This window comes from Paenibacillus sp. FSL R7-0048, from assembly GCF_038004505.1.
Taxonomy (GTDB): domain Bacteria; phylum Bacillota; class Bacilli; order Paenibacillales; family Paenibacillaceae; genus Paenibacillus_AQ; species Paenibacillus_AQ odorifer.
This window is the reverse complement of record NZ_JBBORF010000001.1, coordinates 6,812,748-6,832,124: the sequence shown is the minus strand read 5'-3', so window position 1 is coordinate 6,832,124 and position 19,377 is coordinate 6,812,748. Positions and strand designations below refer to the sequence as shown.

Here is a 19,377-nt window from a genome sequence, read left to right as displayed (position 1 = left end):
AAACGGAATCTTTGGGAGGAAAGTGCCATGAGTGATTTGTTTAAAAAAGCGATCTCTTTAGGAGTGGGCCTCACCATTGTCAGTAAGGAAAAAGTAGAGAAGGTTGTTGAAGAACTAGTGAAACGCGGGGAGCTTGCTCCTTCGGAATCTAGGGCTCTCGTCGATCGGCTAATTGAACGTGGTGAGGAAGAACGAGGCATGTTCAAATCTGCTGTACAAGAGCAAGTACAACGCGTGCTGAAGGAAATGAATGTGCCTGTACAAAACGATATTGCCGAGCTGGAAGGGCGAATTGCAGTATTGGAGCGCCGGTTGGCCGAGCTAGAGGGGATTTCCCATCTAGAGGGAACATCGGCGGAAACGCGTTCGGACTAAATGGCAGTACGCATTAGACATGCCGGACGTTACCGGGCAATCGCCATGGCGCTTATGCGCCATGGTTTTGGCTATATGGTGGAAGAGCTGGGGCTCTATCACTTACTATCCCTTCCACGTCGTCTTGTAACGCAGGAAGCACACACAAGCCTTACGCTTGGGGAGCGGATTCGGCTGGTGCTGGAGGATTTGGGTCCAACCTTTATTAAGCTGGGACAACTCGCCAGTACCCGTTCAGATCTGCTGCCTGATTCTATTATTCAGGAATTGGTAAAACTACAAGATAATGTGCCTCCTTTTCCTGTCGACCGCGTGCGCGCGATCATTGAGCAGGAACTGGATCAGCATATGGATGAAATCTTTAATTCTTTTGAGGATACGCCACTTGCTGCGGCATCCATCGGTCAGGTGCATAGGGCTGTGCTTCACAGTGGACAAGTCGTAGCTGTTAAAGTTCAACGTCCGGGTATTCTGCGAACGATGAGCAGGGATTTGGAAATCCTCAAAGATTTAAGCACGCTTGCTGAAAAGCGGCTCGCTTGGGCGAGGCAATATCAGCTGTGCCGTATGGTAGAGGAGTTCTCGAAATCGCTGCTTGGCGAGCTGGATTACAGCCAAGAGGGGCGTAATGCAGAGAAAATCGATCAGCAGATGGATTATGAGGGAGTGTACATCCCGGATATCTATTGGGACTATACGTCAACACGAGTGCTGACGATGGAATATGTGGTAGGGACAACGCTGAGTCGTCGCGATGAGTTGCTGAGTAAAGGCGTTAAGCTTAAAGCCATTGCTCAGCAACTTGTGGAGATGATGCTTAGACAAATCTTCATTCATGGTTTTTTCCATGCTGATCCTCATCCGGGCAATGTTATACGGATGGGTGATGGAAAGCTGGCTTTGATTGATTTTGGCATGATGGGTCGGCTGAATGAGGAGATGAAGGAGCAGCTGTCTGCACTTATTATCGCTCTGATGCGCAAAAATACGGATGCGATGGTCCGGGCAATTTTGCGTCTTGGAGTCATTCCTGAGGATGCTGATCGAAGTGCGCTGCATGATGATATGGATCGGCTGCGGGATGAATATTATGATGTTCCATTTAGCAAAATGAGTATAGGCAAAGCCCTGAATGATCTGTTCGGCATAGCGCGAAAACACCGTCTAGTGCTGCCGCCGGATTTGACGATGTTAGGGAAGACAATGCTCACGCTGGAGGGAGTCATCAGCAACTTAGATCCAACCATCAGTATTTTGGAGATGGCGGAACCCTTTGGGCGGGAACTTGTGAAGCAGCGCTTTAGCGGCAGTCGATTGCAGCGTAAGTTCCTGGGAGGCGTAGCCGACTTAACAGAGAGTCTGCTGGAGCTTCCTGGGCAGGCTAAGCAGTTATCCGCGCTGATCAGTAAGGGAAAGATAAAGGTGGAGATTGTGGCACCTGAGATGCAGAATCTGGAGCGTAAGCTGGACCGGGTAGGTAACCGTTTAGCATTCAGTATTGTGATGCTCGCGTTTAGCATCATCATGACAGGACTCATTATTGGTACTGCGATGCGTGGACAGCCTTCAGTGTTATGGAATTTCCCTACAGTGGAGGTTGGCAGCGTAGTGGCACTTCTGATGTTCTTGTGGCTGATCTATGCGATTTTTAAATCGGGAAGGTTCTAGCTTAAGGGATTTGAATAATTATTCTTCAGCAGTTTCACACAAATGCCTTTCTATCAAGTACAATATAAAAGATAACTTTCTAAGCTTAACTTTACTTCTATTGTATAAAGTGGAATGGAACGCAAATGGAGTGCCGTCTTAACGTCCGGTGGATCGCTGCTGCCCAGAAACCGAACTTTGACCGCACTCTTTTAACGGGTCAAGGGATACATGGGACGGAAGGATGCCGGTGACGGTGTTCTTCCGCTTTTGTTTGAATATAGCTGAATCTGAAGCATATGCCCCAGAACAGGACAGCCTATGCAGGCTGCCTCATACAGGGCTTTTGAAGACGGAAGTTAAGAAAGAGATGTAATCAAATTAAACCGAGAAAATAGTGAGGTGGAGAATTTGCCGGGATTTAAAGATTTAGGAGTTTCAGAATTACTGTGTACATTGCTTCAAAGTCAAGGCATTGTTAAGCCTACGCCAGTGCAACAGGAAGCCATTCCGCCATTGGTGCAGGGCTTGGACGTAATAGCTAGAGCGAAGACAGGTACAGGGAAGACTTTGGCCTTTTTGCTGCCAATTATGGACAAGATCCATACGGAGCGGGCTTACCCTCAGGCGCTGATTATGGCTCCAACACGTGAGCTGGCTTTGCAAATTACAGAAGAGGCACGCAAGCTGGCGCGTCATACGGATATCAAAATATTGGCGGTTTACGGGGGTCAAGATGTAGAGAAGCAACTGCGCAAGCTGGAAGGCGGCAGACATCTTATCATCGGTACACCGGGCAGACTTTTGGATCATATGCGCCGGGAGACGCTGGATCTTAGCGGCGTAAAAATGCTCGTTCTGGATGAAGCCGATCAAATGCTGCACATGGGCTTCTTGGAGGATGTTGAGACCATCATTACGGCTGTGCCTTATCGTCGTCAGACTATGTTGTTCTCCGCGACAATGCCTGATCCGATTAAACGTCTCGCTGCTAATTACATGAAAGAGCCACTGGATATCATCATTAAGAGTGGTTCTCCGATTCCGCTGGATAATATAAAACAGCAAGTAGTGGAATGCTCGGACCGTAATAAAGAAGAAGCGCTCAAATCCCTCATTGAACGGGATCGTCCTTACTTGGCTATTATTTTCTGCCGGACGAAACGACGGGTATCCAATTTGAACGAAGCGCTGCAAGCAGCCGGTTATGAATGTGACGAGCTGCACGGTGATTTGTCCCAAGGTAAACGTGAAGGCGTGATGAAAAGATTCCGTGATGCGAAGCTGCAGCTGCTTGTAGCGACAGACGTAGCAGCTCGGGGTCTGGATGTTGAAGGTATTACTCACATCTTTAACTATGATATGCCGCTTGATGTGGATAGCTATATTCACCGGATCGGCCGGACTGGCCGTGCTGGAGGCAAAGGGCTTGCAATAACTTTCGTATCTCCACGTGATCAAGAGGGTCTGGATTTGATCGAGCATGGCATCTCGCAGCGGCTGGATCGCCGCCGTTACGAGAAGGATGAATTCGGTGTTGGCGAATTCATCCCTGTGCAAGGCGGCGGACGCCACGGCGGTCGCCAAAGCGGCGGCGCTGAGGGAGCGCGCACGGGCCGCGGGCCGAAGACCGGCGGCTCTGGCCGCGGCGGAGCTCCGCGCGGCGAAGGCGGAGCGCGGCAAGGCGGCCGTGGCCGCGGTAAAGAAGCAGGCGGCTGGGGCGCGCCTGCAGAAGGTCGCCGCGGTCGTTCCGATGCGGCGGCGGGCAAGCGTGGCGGCAGCGGCTATGACGCTGCTGCTCCTAAGGGCGGCGGCAAGGCTGCCGGCGTAGTGCGAGTAGGCGGCGGCTATGGCGCCTTCGCCTCCCGAGGCGAAGCGTCTGCCAGCGGTAACGCGGCAACGCCTAGCGCCGGTTCGCGCGGTGCGAACCGGAAGGGTGGACCAAGCACTGGCTACAGTGAGAATGTAGCTAGAGGTGCGGACGGCGGTGCCTACACTGGAGGCACTCCACGTGGCGGCTTAGGCAGCGGCTACGGTGCAGGCCCGTCTAGAGGCGGCAAAGGTGGTAAAGGCAGCAAAGGTGGATACGCCGGTGCCAAGGGTGGCGCTGCTGGCAAAGGCGGCCGCAACAGCGGCGGCGGATCTTCACGCGGTGGCCGTAGCAATGGATCCGGTGGCTTTAAAAGCGGCGGTCGCGGCACTTCCAGATAAAGTTAGTAGAGTTTTATAGATGAAACTTGTTACCATAGGGTAGTTAGCGCTGAAGCTAATGACCTATGGTAACCTTTATTTTATAGCGTGGAACATATTGATTTTTATATTAAAAATAGGTTCTTAGTGAAACATTTATGAAGGAAAGCCTGTCTAATAGATAAATAGAATGTTCGGCTTCGAGGAGGAAGAACTTACAGATGTCAAAAAAATTTAAAATTATAATCTTGTTAATTGTCGTTATTGCTGTCGGTTGGGGAATAGGAAAGTACACGTCTCCTTCTGCTTCGGAGAGTAACGGTTCAAATATAAATGTGGGGGATAATCTTCAAGGTGAGCCTGGGGAGACGGGGGAAAGTGATGGAGGGGGGATTACAGACCCGGCAGTAGCTGATCCATCGGATACACCAGATCCATCAGAACCCTCTAGTCCGCCTGAATCAGGCGGTGATAATGCAGGTAGTGTTCCAGATCCTATATCTGCAGAGCCTGATAGTATTACAGTGATGGTAAATAAGCAGTATGGTTTGCCTGATAATTATAAACCAACGGATCTTGTCTATCCTGATGTCCGGTTTACCTTCAAAGAGAAAATCGAAAAGCGTATGATGCGCAGCGAAGCCGCTAAAGCCTTGGAGAAGATGTTCGCAGGTGCAGAGGAAGACGGAATTTATTTAGCAGGCGTTTCTGCCTACCGCTCACAGGCAACCCAGACGATTTTGTATAACCGTTATGTGGAGAGAGACGGGGAAGAAAAAGCCCGTACTTACAGTGCAGTCCCTGGCTATAGCGAGCATCAGACCGGGCTGGCTATTGATGTCTCGGGAAGTGATGGCAAGTGTGCCGCTGAGAGCTGTTTTGGTGGGACGAAGGAAGCCGAGTGGTTGGCCAAGCATGTAGGGGAATATGGTTTTATCATCAGATATCCTGAAGGTAAGCAAGACATTACCGGATATAAGTACGAGCCTTGGCATATCCGTTATGTAGGTAAGGACATTGCTGCCTATATCAATGAGAAGGATATTACGTTGGAAGAATATTATGACGCAATTCCGGTATCGAAATAACACAGACGCAGAGAGCAGTCCTATGAAATTTGTAGGGCTGCTTTTTCTATGGCTATAAAAAGAGTTCAGAAGTTGCATTCCCTTACAGTTCGGGTAAGATACGTAGTGTAGTCTAAGTACAAGGAAGGAAGGGGAATAAAGATGTCGATCTACAATTTTGCCGGCGTTACACCTTCGGGTAAAGAAGTGCCGTTTGCGGAGTATGAAGGTAAGGTGCTGCTGATTGCTAATACGGCTAGTAAGTGCGGGCTTACGCCACAGTATGGAGATCTTCAGAAACTATACGAACAGTATAGCGATCAAGGACTTGTAGTATTAGGATTCCCCTGCAACCAGTTTGCGGGCCAGGAGCCAGGTACGAGTGAAGAGGCTGAGGAATTCTGTCAGATTAATTATGGAGTTACCTTTCCGGTATTCGCCAAAGTTGATGTTAATGGACCGGATGCCAGCCCGCTTTTCAATTATTTGAAGGAGCAGCAGCCTGGTGCTGGAGACAGCAGCGACATTAGCTGGAATTTCACCAAATTTCTTATTGATCGCAGCGGCAATGTAGTAGCTCGTGTGGAGCCCAAAGAATCGCCGGAAACGATGAAACAACATATTGAGGCACTACTGTAGATCCATTATGGGGTCAGTTGCAGAGTGATCTTCCAAGTATCCCTTCGACTCGGTTTCGACCGATGCTCGCGGGGATTTTCTTTTTTTAAAGGATTAATGGAGATTGCCTTGAATTTTTATTGTGATAAATTATACTTGACGCTTTAAAAAGACGATGTATCCTTTGAAGAGAATATAGCAACTGAGCGAACATGCATAAAAAAGCGGAGTACAGCAGGATAATAACGGCAGGAGGGTTTTATACAAGCATGAAGTTAATTACAGAGGTAGCAGCACAAGCAGGAATCGACGAGCAGCATCTGGAACTATACGGAAAATATAAAAGCAAACTCTCACCTTCCTTATGGGAGGATATGAAAAACAAGCCAGATGGCAAGCTGGTTCTGGTCACTGCGGTGAATCCGACCCCTGCTGGCGAGGGTAAGACCTTAACAACCATCGGGTTGGCGCAGGCAATGAATGCAGCAGGAGTGAAGACCGTGGCTGCTTTACGTGAGCCCTCGCTTGGGCCTTGTTTAGGGATGAAGGGCGGCGCAACAGGCGGCGGAAAGTCGCAGATTGTTCCGGCTGATGAGATTAATTTGCACTTTACCGGTGACATTCATGCGGTAACTTCTGCGCATAATTTATTGTCCGCAATGATTGACAATCATATCTTCCAAGGCAATGAGCTGGGACTGGATCCGCAGCGTATCGTTTGGAAACGTGTCATGGATATGAATGACCGCAGCCTGCGCAGTATTGTGACAGGGCTGGGAGACGGAAATGGAGCCGTACGGGAAAGTGGCTTTCAGATTACAACGGCTTCTGAGATTATGGCTGTGTTATGCCTATGCGATAACCTCATGGATCTCAAGAAGCGTTTAAACCGTATTCTGATTGGTTATGACCAAGAGGGACAACCGGTAACAGCCGAGCAAATCGGGGCCGTTGAAGCGATGACAGCGCTGCTTAAGGAAGCAGTTAAGCCAAACTTGGTACAGACTCTGGAAGGTACGCCTGTTATTGTGCACGGGGGGCCGTTTGCGAATATCGCTCATGGCTGCAGCAGTGTTATTGGCACTCGTTATGCCCTTAAGCTGGGAGATGTTGTAGTCACCGAAGCAGGCTTCGGAGCGGATCTTGGTGCAGAGAAATTCATGGATATCAAATGCCAACAGGCCGGGTTAACCCCTTCTGCTGCTGTTCTTGTCGTAACTGTTAAGTCCTTAAAATATAACGGTGGTGTGCCTAAAGGCGAGCTTCTAACCGAGAATCGGACGGCGCTGCGCGCGGGATTGGTGAACTTAGAACGTCATGTAGAGAATCTCGGTAAATTTGGAGTCCCTGTTTTAGTTGCCATAAATCATTTTGAAGGGGACAGTAAGGGCGAGATTAATGATGTATTGGAGGCCTGCCGCAATTTAAACGTGCCGGCTGCGATCTCAAAAGTATGGGCGGAAGGTAGTGCAGGTGGACAGGAGCTGGCTTCTGAGCTGAACAAGCTCTTGGACAATAGTGGGCCGAGCCAGTTTGCTCCTTTGTATGAGAAGGATCTCGACATTTCATCCAAAATCAACAAAATTGTCCGTGAGATCTACCGCGGGGCAGAAGTGAACTTTTCTCCGGCGGCTAAGCGGAGTCTGGCGGTTATCGAGCGGCTTGGGCTAAATGATCTTCAAGTATGTTTGGCGAAGACGCCGTATTCCTTCTCCGACCAGCCTAGACTACTCGGAGCACCGGAAGGCTTTACGATTGGTGTCCGAGATATTACCCTTTCGCTTGGTGCAGGTTTTGCGGTAGTTATTACAGGCAATATCGTTACGATGCCAGGTCTGCCAGCTAAGCCAGCTGCTGAGGGACTATGGATGGATGAGGACGGAGAGATTCACGGTCTGGTGTAAAAGTGTTTTAATAAAAGGCTTCTCCTTGTTGGTATTAGAGGGGAAGCCTTTTTTTATGCTTCCTTTGGATTCCTGCAAATGCGGATCATAATGTACCTCCCACGTGGCAAAGCTAACGGAGTCGCATTCGGCAGCAGTGGCGGAAAAAAACTTAAAATTGTGAACAATATGAGGATATAGGTAAAAAGACTTGTAATGTGATAAATATCACAATATAATCAGTTTATAAAGTGAAATAAATCACAACTAGCCCATTGTTGATCAGATTCCATCATTGATCGGTCATGCAAGTCAAATATATAACCCGATTGTCCATTTGAAGGAGGAAGAAATAATGAAAGTAGCTGTCATTGGATGTACCCATGCCGGAACCGCCGCAATTGTGAATACTGCTCAGCTTTACCCGGATGCCGAGATTACTGTATATGAGCGAAATGATAATATTTCCTTCTTATCCTGTGGAATTGCCTTGTATGTAGGTGGAGTGGTTAAAGACCCAGAGGGGCTATTCTATTCTTCACCAGAAAAGCTTGCAGAGCTTGGCGTAAAGACCAATATGCGTCATGAAGTAACTGCAGTGGATACGAAGTCCAAAACATTGCGTGTACGCAATCTGGAGACAGGTCACGAGTTCGCTGACACCTACGATAAGCTGATTATGACTACAGGTTCATGGCCGATTGTGCCGAAGCTTGAAGGATTTGAACTCGAGGGGATTTTACTTTCCAAGAACTATGATCATTCCAACACTATTATAGAAAAAGCTAAACAAGCGAATAAAATCACCGTCGTCGGCGCTGGATATATCGGCGTTGAACTGGTGGAAGCTTTTCAAATGAATGGCAAGCAAGTTACGCTAATTGATGGTGAAGATCGCATTCTGAGTAAATATCTGGACCAAGAATTTACTGCACCGATCGAACAATCTTTTCAGGATCATGGGATTAAATTGGCACTGAATGAGAAGGTCAGCACTTTTGCAGGCAAAGACGGTAAGGTAACAAAGGTTATTACAAGCAAAGGTGAGCATGAGACAGATCTGGTCATTCTCTGCATTGGTTTCCGTCCTAATACTGAACTCTTAAAAGGTCAAGTCGATATGCTGCCTAATGGTGCCATTGTAGTCAATAACTATATGCAGACTAGCTGCCCGGATGTATATGCCGCTGGCGACAGCTGTGCGATTCATTACAACCCTACAGGCAAACACGCCTATATCCCACTGGCAACCAATGCCGTGCGGATGGGAACCTTAGTTGCACGCAACTTGGTAACAGAGACCATTCCTTATATGGGTACACAAGGGACTTCGGGCATTAAGATTTATGAAGACAATATCGCTGCAACAGGGCTTACTGAAGAAGGAGCTAAGGCTGAAGGAATGGACGTAGAAACCGCCATGATTATTGATAACTACCGTCCGGAATTTATGCCCACCTTTGAGCAGGTACAGTTAAAAGTAGTGTTTGATCGCGCCACACGCCGTATTCTCGGGGCTCAAATTATGTCCAAGATGGATCTGACGCAATCGATCAACACAGTGTCTGTATGTATTCAAAATCATATGACAATCGACCAACTAGCCTTTATCGATTTCTTCTTCCAACCGCATTACAACAAACCTTGGAACTTCCTGAATACAGTAGGTCTTCAAGCGCTGCCGACAACAGTACCAAGCAAAGAGGCTGTAACGGTTTAAAAAGGGACGTTGTTCCTGAGTGATTTATCGAAGAATAAGACAGCCTTGTAAAGCTAGAGAAGCAGTGATCCTCCTGTTACGGGAGGATCACTGCTTTTTTTTGTTAGGTGCTGAATAGCTGCTTGGGTAGATGCAATCCAATGGCTTCGGTGATGGTAGTAAGTCAAATGTGCTCGAAAGTTACGACTAGGGTCAACTGAGTCCGATCGTGCTGAGTCACCACCTTCTGCAGAAGCTTCCGGACTCAGGAGCTCTGTATAAGGTCAACTGAGTCCGATCGTGCTGAGTCATCGCCCTCCGCAGAAGCTTTCGGACTCAGAAGCCGCTAATTAGCAAATAATCGCCGTTTGAGCGTGGTTTCGGACTCCAATGCAGCTATTACATAGAATGAGTTACAACTAGTGTGTTTTTCGTGCTAATAGCGACCATGGGGTCCGATAGCGAGCTAAATTTGCTCAAAAGCTCTGTATAAGGTCATCTGAGTCCGATCGTGCTGAGTTATCGCCCTCCGCAGAAGCTTTCGGACTCAGAAGGCGCTAATTAGCAAATAATCGCCGTTTGAGCGTGGTTTCGGACTCCAATGCAGCTATTACATAGAACGAGGTACAACTAGTGTGTTTTTGGTGCCAATAGCGACTATGGGGTCCGATGGCAAGCCAAATGTACTCAAAAGTTACGAATAGGGTCAACTGAGTCCGATCGTGCTGAGTCACCGCCCTCCGCAGAATTTATCGGACTCAGAAGCCGCTAATTAGCAAATAATCGCCGTTTGAGCGTGATTTCGGACTCCAGTGCAGCTATTACATAGAATGAGGTAAAACTAGTGTGTTTTTCGTGCTAATAGCGACCATGGGGTCCGATGACAAGCCAAATGTGCTCGAAAGTTGCGATTAGGGTCAACTGAGTCCGATCATGCTGAGAAACCGCCCACCTCAGAATTTTCCGGACTCAGAAGCCGCTATTTAGCAATTAATCGCCGTTTGAGCGTGATTTCGGACTCCAGTGCAGCTATTACATAGAACGAGTTACAACTAGTGTGTTTTTGGTGCCAATAGCGACTATGGGGTCCGATAGCAAGCCAAATGTGCTCGAAAGCTACGAATAGGGTCAACTGAGTCCGATCATGCTGAGAAACCGCCCACCTCAGAATTTTCCGGACTCAGAAGCCGCTATTTAGCAATTAATCGCCGTTTGAGCGTGATTTCGGACTCCAGTGCAGCTATTACATAGAATGGGGGACAACTAGTGTGTTTTTCGTGCCAATAGCGACTATGGGGTCCGATAGCGAGCCAATTGTGCTCGAAAGTTACGATTAGGGTCAACTGGGTCCGATCGTGCTGAGTCATCGCCCCCCGCAGAAGCTTTCGGACTCAGAAGCCGCTAATTAGCAAATAATCGCCGTTTGAGCGTGGTTTCGGACTCCAGTGCAGCTATTACATAGAACGAGGTAAAACTAGTGTGTTTTTGGTGCCAATAGCGACTATGGGGTCCGATAGCAAGCCAAATGTGCTCGAAAGCTACGAATAGGGTCAACTGAGTCCGATCATGCTGAGAAACCGCCCACCTCAGAATTATCCGGACTCAGAAGCCGCTATTTAGCAATTAATCGCCGTTTGAGCGTGATTTCGGACTCCAGTGCAGCTATTACATAGAACGAGGTAAAACTAGTGTGTTTTTGGTGCTAATAGCGACTATGGGGTCCGATAGCGAGTCAAATGTGCTCGAAAGTTACAAATAAGGTTATCTGAGTCCGATGTCCGGGTGTGGGCCAAATATGCTCAAAAGCTAAGATTAGAGTCATCCGAGTCCGATAGAATGCCGATAGTGAAGTATGACTATAGTGAGGTATGACTCCAGTTAGGTATAGCTCCAGTGAGATATAGCTGCATATAGGGTCAACGGTGTCCGATAGCTGCTGCGTACGCTCAAATGTAATCCAACGAAACAAGATATGCTGGCTTAGTAGGCCAGTCGCAAACTTCTATTTGTGCACAGGTCGCAGTAAATTTGACATGTCAGTGAAAACTTTCACTTAGTTTTCTCAAAGTGATAATTATCACGTTAATGTGTTTTACGACACGCTACAATGGTCATAAAGGAACAAATTTGAAGTAAATAGATGAAGGGGATAGGAACCATGGCTTATAGCAAACCGCAGCAAATTGCCGAAGTAACTGTAGAGAACGGCATAAAAAAAGCTCATAATCCGCTAAGTACCGTACTTATTCTGGGCTTTTTGGGAGGAGCGTTTATTGCGCTCGGGTTTTTATTAGATATTCGCGTCATTGCTGGCGCACCACAGGAATGGGGTTCCATTGCTAACTTTATCGGAGCCGCAGTCTTCCCCGTTGGGCTGATCATGGTACTCCTTGCAGGTGGAGAACTGCTGACAGGGAATATGATGGCCGTGCCGCTCGCTTTTATGGCTAAGAAGATTTCTTTCTGGGAAGTTGTGAAGAATCTTTTGCTCATTACGATTAGTAATCTGGCAGGGGCATTATTTGTAGCTTATTTCTTCGGTCATGTGGTGGGTTTAACTTCAGAGGGTGTGTATTTAGAAAAATTGGTGGATATGGCTGGTCATAAAATCGATGCAGAATTCTTTCCGGCATTTGTTTCGGGTATCGGCTGTAACTGGCTCGTTGCGCTGGCCGTATGGCTCTCCTATGGAGCAGATAACTTCAGCGGCAAAATCCTTGGTATTTGGTTCCCGACGATGGCCTTTGTTGCGATAGGATTCCAGCACGTTGTAGCTAACATGTTCCTAATTCCAGCAGCTATTTTTGAAGGTTATTATTCATGGGGGCAATACTTCACTAACTTTGTTCCCGTCTGGCTCGGCAATCTAACGGGTGGAGCAATATTTGTCGCAGCTGCCTATTGGATGGCATACTTGCGTAAAGCACCTACGGCTATTCAATCCGTAGATAGCATGTCCGGCAGCAGTGTCAAAAAACACGCTTAAGCTCGTCTTATAGAGCACTCCATAGAACATTCAAGGTCTGCCTTATTGGTGGCGTTAATGTTTTAGGGGTGCTTTTTGTTATGTAGACACAAAAAAATCCGCCGTGATATATCCGCGCTCGGGGGAACGAAATCGGATCACGGCGAATTTTGAAGGGGGAGTGTTTCTAGGCTCTATTACCCCGTCTTTCTAAAAGCGAATCAGTTTCTTCTTGTTTAGTTTGCTTTACGGACGACAGCCACGGCTTTAAAATAAGAATAGATATTAGAACTAGGGAGGACTGTGGACGTGAACCCCAAGGGAGACGGGATATTTCATGCGATATGTGCGTTTTATCCTCTAGATTTCATGCGTACTTTATCACGATAAAACGTCAATGTATATGCTTGCTCATAACCCTGTTTTGGGATGATACTGGATGAATTAATGACACATATATAACAGGGGATGTACACTACTTATGAAGTTTTTACAGGCATATCCAAAAGAAGTGAAAATATTTCTAATTGCCAGCCTAATTAACGCAACAGGTAGTGCGCTGATGTGGCCGCTCGTTACGATGTATGTATTTGATGAGCTTGGACGCAGCATGTCAGATGCTGGACTGGTGATTCTTATTCAATCGGTTGGTGGGATCGTGGGTCAACTACTCGGGGGCTCACTCTATCATAAGGTAGGCGTGAACCGGCTGATTGTCGGAGCGCTCGCCATGAATGCTTTGGCACTGTTCACCTTGCCGGCAGCTAGTAACAACTGGACGTTATTTATGGTTGCAATGGGACTAGTGGGATTATTTAATTCCTTATCATTACCTGCCATTCAGGCATTTATCGGCTTTCGTTTCACGAAGCAGCGTGGTGAGCTGTTTAATGTTATTTATGTCGCCAATAATATTGGTGTAGCACTGGGGACGGCATTAAGCGGTTTTTTGGCCGATATTTCCTATATGCTAAGCTTTGTAATGAATGGTGTAACCTCGGCGGTATTTGCGGGTTTCTTTTTTATATATCTGAAGAAAATCGGTGGAGAACCTGCGCATGAGGTAATGGGGCATCAGAAGAATGAACCAGAGAAACAATCCACGTGGAAGCTAATGGGGCATACTCGTATTTATCTTTATATGGGGATCGGTTCTTTGTTCCTGCTTCTCGGTAACTCTATCTGGAATACAGGGGTATCTCCGTTCATTATTTCAGAGGGCTGGCCTAAGAAAACTTATGGTTTTCTCTGGACACTGAACGGTATTTTGATTTTTGCAGCTCAGCCATTGGTAACAATGATTAAGCGCTGGTTCGCGTCTACCTCAACGGCACAAATGACTGCAAGTGCCCTGTTTTATTTGGGTGGCTATGCGTTTCTTTTGTGGATGCCTAATTATCCTGGATTAGTGCTTGGAATGGTGCTTGCTACACTGGGAGAAATGCTGATTTCTCCAGCGATGCCATCCTTTATCTCGGATCATGCGGGGCGCAGCGCACCATTTTATTTGGGACTAAGCGGAGGGATAGGTGCAGTCGGGAGAGTCATTGGCCCTTACTTCATGGGCAGACTGTATGATAGCGGTGGTTTGGCACCGACAGCCTGGCTGGCCTGTGCGATGGCGCTGCTGTCTGTAGGATTTTTCGTCATCCATTCTTTAGTCAATCGTAAAGGCCATTCGTTAGAGCGGTCCGTAAGATAACTATACACAGTGGATTCCAACATCTGCTGTGAATTCTATAGAGGTGCAAGGCAAGGGGTGTACATCTTATGAAACAAATCAACAAGGCAAGGTTAACTATTAGACCCTCAGAGATTAAAGACGTGCGAGAACTCATTGATCTGGACCATCTGATTTGGACAGAGGACACTAGCCCGGGACCTATGTTGTGGCGCTCACAAGAGGATTTCTTGCTGAATGCTCCCCCGGGCTCTCAGCTCGTAGCGCTGCAAGATGACAAGCTATGTGGATATGTCGGGTTTGGCTGCCCTAGTAGAATGGAGAGCAACCGGCATGTGTGCGAGGTTAATATTGCTGTTCATCCGAACTATCAACGTTTAGGCATCGGCCGGCAGCTCATGGAAGCCATTAAGGAACATGCTGCGGCGCATGCTATTCGTAAGCTTCGCCTGCGTGTATTATCCTGTAATGAATCAGCGATTTCTTTTTATCGGAAATGCGGTTTTGTGGAAGAGGGACGTCTGCGGGAGGAGTTTTATCTTGGCGGCCGTTATGTGGATGAGATATTTATGAGCTGCATGCTGACAGGAGGAAATGGATATGGAGATCGTCTCGCTTAATGTCGGTCGGCCGGTGACGGTGGATTATCGGGGAAAACCTTTGGAGACCGGAATTTATAAAACGCCTGTAGAAGGATCAGTTCAGCTTCATATCAATGGATTTGTTGGAGATGGCCAGGCAGATCTTAAACATCATGGAGGTCCTGACAAGGCGGTGTGCGCCTATCCCATTGAGCACTATCCTTATTGGGAACAGCAGCTGGGAAAGAAACTGGAGTACTCGGCTTTCGGAGAAAATATCACCACAACGGGTCTGCTGGAGATAGAGGTGTGTATTGGCGATGTATATGAAATAGGCACCACTCTGCTTCAGGTTAGCCAGCCAAGATATCCTTGCTTCAAAATCTCACAAAAGCATGGACCCGCAGATCTTCCGGCTCAAGTTCTGGATACAAGGTATAGCGGATTTTACTTGCGTGTACTTCGTGAAGGAATGATTTCAACCGGCGATGCAATTGTCAAAAAAGAAAACGGAGACAGCAATGCTTCCGTGGCGCATGTACTGCATTTAATGCAGGTTGGGCTGCAAGAGGAGGCTGCTCTGGCAGAGCTTGTGGAGCTGGAAGCCCTCTCAGCCGTAGTACGGAACAAGTTTCGAAAACAGCTGGGTATGCCAGAGATCTAATCTTGGTCTGCTCAATAAAATAAACCTGGGGGCGTATGCCAGCCAGGTTTATTTCTGCTTGCGTGTTTGTTTAACTTTGCTTTGCTTAAGTAACTTAGCCGAGCAGCTGCCACTCACTACGTAATAAACCATATACGGCGTGATTCACGTAGCCATCGGGCAGCTTTTCTGCCTGTCTGATCACACCTTCGAGCACAAAACCAAGCCGTTCAGGAATTGCCCGGCTAGTTACGTTGGCGGTCGCGCAGCGAATTTCTACCCGCTGCAGCTCCATTTCCAGCAGTGCGTAGTCTACTAGAACTCGGCAGGCACTGGTCATATAACCTTTGCCTTCATAGCCATCACCAAGCCAATAGCCAATCCCTACCGAACGGTTATGCCAGTCAATCTGGTGATACCCAATGACGCCAGCGAGCTCGCCGCGGACCCAAAGTCCAGCAGTGAAGGCGCCATTGTCGGTGCCTTGTTTTATAGCATTTTTAATGAAATTAAGGGTGTGATCCTGTTCCGTAACGGCATCAACCCAAGGAAGCCATTGCCTAAGTCGTTCCCGCGAGCGCTCCACTAACGCGAATATGTGCCTAGCATGCTCAGGCATGAGTGGCTTTAAGATAAGCTCTTCGTCGATGACATAATTAAACAAGCAGTTGCCTCCTTTTCGGCACAAGGCCTTATGTATGATTATGGATTTTTTCTTATGATTATCATGCTACTCTATCGCCCGCAGAGAAGTCAAAAGGTCTAAAGATGCTAAAAATTGATCCAGGCCATGTGCCCCCTTTTATTGAACAATCTACAGTTAACGGGTATATTAGTAGGAAACATGTTTATACAAGAAGTAGTGTAACACTACAGAACGAAAGGTTGATAGCTGTGGAGAACCGTACTACCCCCTCCAATTTTATTAAAAATGTTATTACCGAAGACCTCCGTACGGGTAAAGTAAAAGAAGTTGTCACACGCTTTCCGCCGGAGCCGAACGGTTACTTACATATCGGACATGCCAAGGCGATTTGGATTAACTTTACACTGGCGGACGAGTTCGGTGGCAAGACTAACCTAAGATTTGACGACACGAATCCTGCCAAAGAAGATACGGAATATGTGAACTCCATTCAGGAAGATGTAAAGTGGCTGGGCTATGAATGGGAAGAGCTGCGTTTTGCATCGGATTATTTTGAAGAAATGTACAAACGTGCCGAATTATTAATTACTAAAGGCAAAGCTTATGTAGATGACCTCAGCGCGGATGAAATTCGCCAATTGCGGGGAACGCTGACAGAGCCAGGACAGAACAGTCCACATCGTGAGCGCAGTATCGAAGAGAATTTGGATCTGTTCCGCCGTATGCGGGCAGGGGAATTCAAAGATGGTGAGAAGGTTCTTCGTGCCAAGATCGATATGGCATCACCAAATATTAATCTGCGTGATCCTGTCATCTATCGGATTACTCATGCGCATCACCATAATACAGGGGATAAATGGTGCATCTACCCGATGTACACGTTCGCTCATCCACTTGAGGACGCCATTGAAGGAGTAACTCACTCCCTTTGTTCGCTTGAGTTTGAAGATCAACGCCCATTTTATGATTGGGTCGTAGCGGAATGTGAGATGCCTTCTGTTCCGCATCAATATGAATTCGGCCGTCTGAATCTCGCTCAAACCATGACTAGTAAACGTAAGCTGAAGCTGCTGGTAGACGAAAAACATGTGGATGGCTGGGACGATCCGCGGATGCCAACGATCTCCGGCCTGCGCCGCAGAGGATATACGCCGGAAGCGATTCGTAAATTCGTGTACGAAGCAGGGATCTCCAAGAGTCAGGGTCTAGTGGACCTGCAAATGCTGGAGCACTTTATCCGGGAAGACCTTAAGTTAACTGTGCCTCGCACCATGGCTATACTTCGTCCGCTTAAGGTTGTTATCACCAATTATCCGGAAGGCCAAACAGAATGGCTTGAAGCGGAGAATAATACAGAGAATGAAGAAATGGGTGTACGCCAAATTCCGTTCTCTCGTGAGATTTATGTTGAGCGCGACGACTTTATGGAGAATCCGCCCAATAAATATTTCCGCTTGTTCCCCGGCAATGAAGTACGCCTGAAGCATGCTTATTTCATCAAATGTAATGAAGTCATTAAAGATGAGAATGGCGAGGTTGTTGAACTGCATTGTACGTATGATCCGGAAACAAAGAGTGGCAGTGGATTTACAGGCCGTAAGGTAAAAGGTACTCTGCACTGGGTAGAAGCTAGTCAAGCTGTGCCTGCAGAATTCCGTTTATACGAGCCACTGATTTCTGCTGAAGAAGTAGATGAGGCTGCAGAAGTTGAAGGTCTGGATTCCACGGTAGAGAAAGCGGAGCCTAGCTTCTTGGATCAGCTTAATCCTAAATCCATTGAAATCTTACAAGGTTTTGTGGAACCCGCGCTTAAGGAAAGTGTGGCTCAGGATAAATTCCAGTTCTTCCGTCATGGCTATTTTAATGTAGATAGCAAATATTCGGCGCCTGGGCATCTCGTATTCAATCTTATCGTTTCACTGAAGAGTTCATTTCAGCCTCCAAAACAAGGCTAACACTTGATTCGTTCAGGTTCTTTATAATAAAACAGGCGCAAACGTCCCGTTTAGGTACGTTTGCGCCTGTTTTTTATATTTTCGCTTATAATATTTCGATGTGAGAGAGTTCTTCCTCATCCTCTGTAGGGGGCCGGTAGCCTCCACGGTTTACAAAGAGCCACATGAAAGTAAAGCCTAGCGTTCCAAACAGTGTCAAGAAGACACCCGCTTGATACATGCTCTGTGCCCCTAGATTTTGATACATCCAACCTCCGAGAACTCCTCCAACAATACCGGCTATACCGCTCCAAGTCAGTGTGTAGAGCGCTTGTCCTGAAGCACGGTAAGGTCTTGGAATAAGAAGCATGGTCAGTTGAGTGCCTACATAGAAGAAACCACCAAATGTTATGCAGTGTAAAATTTGAATGAGCACTACTTGGAGGGCTGTAGTCGCGTCCGCCATGAACCACCATCGTAGTACGAATAAAGCGCTAACCAGCGCAAGCCAGCCGAGCAGAACAGATATTTTACGTTTAAGGAATCGGTCGCAGAGAACAAATACACCCACTTCCAAAATAGAGGAGAGGAATACTGCGAGACCAATCATTCCCTTGGAGCCGCCTAGGTCCGTAATATACAAAGACATGAATGTAGTGTTCATGGTGTTCGGTATGGAAACTAGGATACCAAACAATATGAAACACAAGAAAAAGGGATTATAAATTAGTTTGCTGAAGCCTCTATACGGCATAGGAGCCATGCCAATGGTATGGTTAAGTTTCGGTAATGCAAGAATGGATAACATTGATGCACATAGTAAGCCTGCAAACAGATAGGACAAGATAGATACACCAGCCCAATCAAGGACCAATCCGGCGGCAATTGCAATTAGTGCCCACCCCAATGAACCCCAAAGCCGAAAAGAACGGAAGCGATAGTTAGTTCCGTCAATATAGCTGAGAATCATCGTATTGCTCTGAGCAAATAACGGTCCTTGGAAGAAATAGAACAAAAGAATGGAGATGTAGATCATCTCATATGTATTTGCCCGAAACATAAGCTGGGATAACACTAACGTTCCGATTAACATAAGCAAAACGATTCTCCGGATATTCTGGTATCGGTCAGTCCAGATTGCCCAGAATGGATTTGCAAAGATGGATACTAGCGCACCCATAGAAAATACGGCACCGATCTCTAATTTGTTCATCCCTACATCCAGCAGGTATAGTTGAAAGAAGCTGGAGAAGAGGACCATGGTTCCGTATACAAAAAAATTGAACCATTTTAAAGACGTGAAAGAAGATGGATAGTTAACGCCTTTCCGCAAATGCGTCACTCCTTTCCCACTAGATGTCTTGCATGGATATACTGACCAATATTAGGCCCTTCTATCACTGTAACACGTGTTGAAAAGGGATACAAACTTCCTTTTTTACTTTTTT

Annotated in this window: 14 protein-coding genes; 12 read left to right on the top strand and 2 right to left on the bottom strand. The window is 47.1% G+C overall.

The features are described 5' to 3' along the window. Positions 1-27 precede the first annotated feature (27 nt). The 11 genes from NSQ91_RS30255 (at position 28) to NSQ91_RS30205 (ending at position 15,370) form a co-directional block, all read left to right on the top strand. Positions 28-375 (top strand): phasin family protein, encoded by a 348-nt coding sequence (locus tag NSQ91_RS30255; protein ID WP_036681962.1) that lies wholly within the window; start codon positions 28-30, stop codon positions 373-375. Beyond that, entirely contained in the window at positions 376-2,043 is a 1,668-nt protein-coding gene (locus NSQ91_RS30250; protein ID WP_076123972.1) for an ABC1 kinase family protein, read from the top strand. It abuts the gene before it with no gap. A 390-nt stretch (positions 2,044-2,433) separates the two neighbouring features. Then, positions 2,434-4,233, top strand: coding sequence for a DEAD/DEAH box helicase (locus tag NSQ91_RS30245; protein WP_340921132.1), 1,800 nt, complete (start codon positions 2,434-2,436; stop codon positions 4,231-4,233). Positions 4,234-4,433: 200 nt separating this feature from the next. Beyond that, on the top strand, positions 4,434-5,300 hold the full coding sequence (locus NSQ91_RS30240) for a M15 family metallopeptidase (RefSeq protein WP_340921130.1): 867 nt from the start codon (positions 4,434-4,436) through the stop codon (positions 5,298-5,300). A gap of 141 nt (positions 5,301-5,441) precedes the next feature. Further along, a complete protein-coding gene (locus NSQ91_RS30235) occupies positions 5,442-5,918 on the top strand; it encodes a glutathione peroxidase (protein ID WP_339813016.1) in 477 nt (158 codons plus the stop codon). A gap of 248 nt (positions 5,919-6,166) precedes the next feature. Next, entirely contained in the window at positions 6,167-7,801 is a 1,635-nt protein-coding gene (locus tag NSQ91_RS30230; RefSeq protein WP_340921125.1) for a formate--tetrahydrofolate ligase, read from the top strand. 334 nt (positions 7,802-8,135) lie between these two features. After that, a complete protein-coding gene (locus NSQ91_RS30225; protein WP_340921122.1) occupies positions 8,136-9,500 on the top strand; it encodes an FAD-dependent oxidoreductase in 1,365 nt (454 codons plus the stop codon). A gap of 2,137 nt (positions 9,501-11,637) precedes the next feature. Further along, entirely contained in the window at positions 11,638-12,465 is an 828-nt protein-coding gene (locus NSQ91_RS30220) for a formate/nitrite transporter family protein (RefSeq protein WP_036681949.1), read from the top strand. Positions 12,466-12,925: 460 nt separating this feature from the next. Continuing rightward, on the top strand, positions 12,926-14,146 hold the full coding sequence (locus NSQ91_RS30215; RefSeq protein WP_036681946.1) for an MFS transporter: 1,221 nt from the start codon (positions 12,926-12,928) through the stop codon (positions 14,144-14,146). Positions 14,147-14,214: 68 nt separating this feature from the next. Further along, positions 14,215-14,745, top strand: a complete 531-nt coding sequence (locus NSQ91_RS30210) for a GNAT family N-acetyltransferase (RefSeq protein WP_038573668.1) — start codon at positions 14,215-14,217, stop codon at positions 14,743-14,745. Beyond that, positions 14,726-15,370 (top strand): MOSC domain-containing protein, encoded by a 645-nt coding sequence (locus NSQ91_RS30205; protein ID WP_340921118.1) that lies wholly within the window; start codon positions 14,726-14,728, stop codon positions 15,368-15,370. The genes NSQ91_RS30210 and NSQ91_RS30205 overlap by 20 nt, the downstream gene beginning before the upstream one ends. A 94-nt stretch (positions 15,371-15,464) precedes the next feature. Here the strand turns inward: NSQ91_RS30205 and NSQ91_RS30200 are convergent, their stop codons facing one another. Then, complete coding sequence (locus tag NSQ91_RS30200) at positions 15,465-16,013, bottom strand: GNAT family N-acetyltransferase (protein WP_036681941.1); 549 nt, start codon at positions 16,011-16,013, stop codon at positions 15,465-15,467. Positions 16,014-16,243: 230 nt separating this feature from the next. Between NSQ91_RS30200 and NSQ91_RS30195 the strand changes: the two genes are divergently transcribed. Further along, positions 16,244-17,950, top strand: a complete 1,707-nt coding sequence (locus tag NSQ91_RS30195; RefSeq protein ID WP_076182280.1) for a glutamine--tRNA ligase/YqeY domain fusion protein — start codon at positions 16,244-16,246, stop codon at positions 17,948-17,950. An 85-nt stretch (positions 17,951-18,035) separates the two neighbouring features. Here the strand turns inward: NSQ91_RS30195 and NSQ91_RS30190 are convergent, their stop codons facing one another. Then, a complete protein-coding gene (locus NSQ91_RS30190) occupies positions 18,036-19,271 on the bottom strand; it encodes an MFS transporter (RefSeq protein WP_305953522.1) in 1,236 nt (411 codons plus the stop codon). Between the last annotated feature and the right edge of the window lie 106 nt (positions 19,272-19,377).